4 protein-coding genes are annotated in these 3403 nt (G+C 73.8%); 2 read left to right on the top strand and 2 right to left on the bottom strand.

From position 1 onward, the window contains the following. Positions 1 to 243 precede the first annotated feature (243 nt). A complete protein-coding gene (locus IEY56_RS28090; RefSeq protein WP_189040108.1) occupies positions 244 to 1047 on the top strand; it encodes a site-2 protease family protein in 804 nt (267 codons plus the stop codon). Here the strand turns inward: IEY56_RS28090 and IEY56_RS28085 are convergent. Both IEY56_RS28085 and npdG read right to left on the bottom strand, forming a co-directional pair. Next, positions 1031 to 1324: a hypothetical protein gene (locus IEY56_RS28085; RefSeq protein WP_373292210.1), complete on the bottom strand. Its 294-nt coding sequence runs from the start codon at positions 1322 to 1324 to the stop codon at positions 1031 to 1033. The genes IEY56_RS28090 and IEY56_RS28085 overlap by 17 nt on opposite strands. 182 nt (positions 1325 to 1506) lie before the next feature. Further along, entirely contained in the window at positions 1507 to 2220 is a 714-nt protein-coding gene (npdG, locus tag IEY56_RS28080) for an NADPH-dependent F420 reductase (RefSeq protein WP_189040107.1), read from the bottom strand. Between the two features lie 421 nt (positions 2221 to 2641). Here npdG and IEY56_RS28075 point away from each other — a divergent pair, with 421 nt between their 5' ends. Continuing rightward, positions 2642 to 3277: a hypothetical protein gene (locus IEY56_RS28075; protein WP_189040106.1), complete on the top strand. Its 636-nt coding sequence runs from the start codon at positions 2642 to 2644 to the stop codon at positions 3275 to 3277. Positions 3278 to 3403: the final 126 nt, after the last annotated feature.

Genomic DNA, 3403 nt, shown 5'->3' with positions numbered 1-3403 from the left:
ATCACCGGTGCCACACCGCACTGGCAGGCCAGCCACCGATCAGCCGCGTGAACAACGCATCAGGTCAATACACCTAGAGAGCCTCTCGCTTCTCCTGGAGAGCCCGGCCGCACGCGGCGGCCCGTCCTCGCGCACCGGGGCGGGCCGCCGTCAGGCCGCGGATTCCACGCCTCCCCGTCGGAACCCTCCGGTCCGCAGGGCCAGTTGGGCCGCTTCGTCCGCACCCCGGTACGGTCTTGATCCATGACCGGCGCCGGCACCCACCCCGACCACCACCGCATCAGCCCCGTCTTCCTGGGGATCGCGGCGATCATGGCCGTCTCCGGGTGGGGGGTCTGGTCCGGGCTGGCCGAGGTCACCGGTGTGGCGGTGTTCTTCTTCGTCGTCTCCGGCTGGGTCGTCTCGCTGTGCCTGCACGAGTACGCCCACGCGCACACCGCCCTGCGCAGCGGGGACGACTCGGTCGCCGCGAAGGGCTATCTCACCCTCAACCCGCTCAAGTACACGCACGCCGTGCTGAGCGTCGTGCTCCCCGTGGTCTTCGTCGTCCTCGGCGGCATCGGGCTGCCCGGCGGCGCCGTCTACATCGAACGCGGGCGCATCCGGGGCCGCTGGAGGCACAGCCTGATCTCGGCCGCCGGGCCGCTGACGAACGCGCTGTTCGCCGCCCTGCTCACCGCGCCCTTCTGGCTCGACGCGATGGGCGACGTCCCGTTCGCCTTCCGCTACGCGCTGGCCTTCCTCGCGATGCTGCAGGTGACGGCGGCCATCCTGAACCTGCTGCCGGTGCCCGGACTGGACGGCTACGGGGTGCTGGAGCCGTGGCTCTCACCGGCCGCACGGCGGCAGGCGGAGCCGTTCGCACCGTTCGGGCTGCTGGTGGTCTTCGGCTTCCTGTGGGTCCCCCAGGTGAACGGGGTCTTCTGGGACGCGATAGGCAGCGTCATGCAGGTGCTGGACGTCTCGGAACTCGACGTCGCCTACGGCTACGACTACTTCCGCTTCTGGCAGGGCGAACCGTCGGTCGCCGTCACTCCGCAGCCGTAGGGCGCGCCGCTCGGGAGGCGTCCGCGTCCCCGGCCGTACCGGCTCCGGCGTCCGCACCCGCGTTCGGGTCCTCCGCGGTGCGGGCCCCGCGTGCCCGGCGCCCGTAGTACCACGCCATGTTGGACGCGAGACCCGCCAGCAGGACCCAGACCGCCCCCATCCAGCCGCTGCCCTTGGCGAAGGAAAGCACCGCCGCTGCCGCCGCCAGCACGCACAGGACGGCGGCGAACCGCGCGAGCAGCCGGGGCGGGAGGGGCGTGGCGGCGGGGGCGGACACGGTGGCGGCTCCTGGAGGACGGTGCGGGTTCGGGCGCGCGCGCCGGACGGTGCGGCGCTGCGGCCATTCTCCCCCATGCCGGACGGCGTCCCGGGGGCCGGTCCCGCCCGTCGGCGGCGGTGCGCGCCGCCGCCTCCTGCCCGCCGCCCGGGAGCCCAGCCCTGCTCCGTCGCGCCGCTCCGTCACACGTCGGTGAGCCTGATGCCCGCGTGCACCTTGTAGCGGCGGTTGACCGAGACCAGGTTCGCCACGAGCGACTCCACCTGGTGCGCGTTGCGCAGCCGCCCGGCGAAGATGCCGCGCATCCCGGGGATGCGCCCGGCGAGGGCCTGCACGACGGCGCAGTCCTCGCGGTCCTCCCCGAGCACCATCACGTCGGTGTCGATCTTCTCCGTCCGGGGGTCGGCGAGCAGCACGGCCGACAGGTGGTGGAAGGCCGCTGTCACCCGCGAGTCGGGGAGCAGCGCCTCCGCCTGCTGTGCCGCGCTGCCCTCGTCGGGACGGATCGCGTAGGCGCCCTTCTTGTCGAACCCGAGCGGGTTGACGCAGTCCACGACGAGCTTGCCGCGCAGCTCCTCGCGGAGCGCCTCCAGCGTCCGCGCGTGGCCGTCCCACGGCACGGCGACGATGACGATGTCGGAGCGCCGCGCGCACTCGGCGTTGTCGGCGCCCTCCACCCCCATTCCCAGCTCGCCGGCGGCCTGCTGGGCGCGGTCCGCCGCACGGGAGCCGATGATCACCTGCTGGCCGGCCTTGGCCAGCCGGTAGGCCAGCCCGCGTCCCTGGTCACCGGTGCCGCCGAGCACGCCGACCGTGAGGCCGGAGACGTCGGGCAGGTCCCAGGGGTCCTTCTTCGGAGCGGGCGAGGGAGAGGGTGCGGAGGATGAGGAAGTCATACGGGCGATCCTGCCACCCGGCACCGCCCCTCGGCCGCTCTCCGTTCCGTGAAGGTGATCACGTATCGGGGGCCTCCGCGACCGGCTCGCGCGGCGGGACGCGGCGGAATCCGGCACGCGGAACGATCGTCTGCTGCGGCCCGGCCCCCTGCCTCGTCCCGGAATCCCGCCGTGTGCCGGCCGGGCGCGGCGCACACACGGAACACGCGCTCAACAGCACCTGGTGCAGGTGGAGTTGAAGGGCGTGTGAACTGCCGCACGCGGTGCAGCAGAGATGGACGACGCCGGCCGCGCCCGGCCTTCCGCACGCACCCCTCCCCGCGGCCCCCGCTCCCCCACGTCCGCGCACCACCACATCCGTAAGGGTGACCACAGCTGAATCCCCCGTTCCGCAGGGCCTGTTGAGGCATCATGCCGAGCCATGGATGCCGTACGCGTCGCACATCTGAGGGAAGTGCTCGCCGGGACGGAGTGGGTGCAGTCGACCCGCCGGTTCGCCGGTTCGCTGCGCACGTCGGTCGGCACCCACCGGGGCGGGCTGCTGCTGGTGGGGACGGAGTCCTACGAACCCTGGCACCTGGCCGCCCACTTGGACGACGAGGCCGCCTGGTCCGGCCTGCCGGAGCTCTCACCGACCCTCGTACGTCACCGGGTCCCGCCGTCCGCCCCCGCCCATCTCTCGGCGGGCCTCGGACGTATCGAGGCTGCCGGACGCAGGGAGACCGTCCTCGTGGTCGCCTCCGAGCCGCCGGGCGGCGGACTGCTGGAGCGGGTCCACGACGCCAGGCGGGCGGGTGCGACGGTCCTCGCCCTGGACGACCGGGCCGCCGGAGACCTCGGCGACCTCCACGGCGTCGCGCACGACACGCTCACCGCGGACGCCTCCGAGGTGGACCTCGACACCGTGCAGCACCTGGTCAGCGCCGCGGCCGGGGAGAGCTTCTCCGGGCGGGCCGCCCCCGTCGGCATGCCCGGAGCCCGTCTCCGGCGGCCCCTGCGCGACCGGCTCTCCCGCCTCGTCGACCACCTCTCCGCGCCGCCGCCCTCCCGCTGGTAGCGGGACGTCCCGGCGGCGCCCGCACCCCTGGCGCCGCGGGCCCCGTCCTCCCCCCGTTATGTTTTTCGCGGTCCTGCAATGGGGCCGTTGGCCTCCGGGCCCGGCATGACTGTTGCCCCCTGTCGA

This window comes from Streptomyces daqingensis (assembly GCF_014645895.1).
Classification (GTDB): Bacteria; Actinomycetota; Actinomycetes; order Streptomycetales; family Streptomycetaceae; genus Streptomyces; species Streptomyces daqingensis.
Note: the sequence above shows the minus strand (reverse complement) of the source record. Positions and strands in the feature narration are given on the sequence as shown.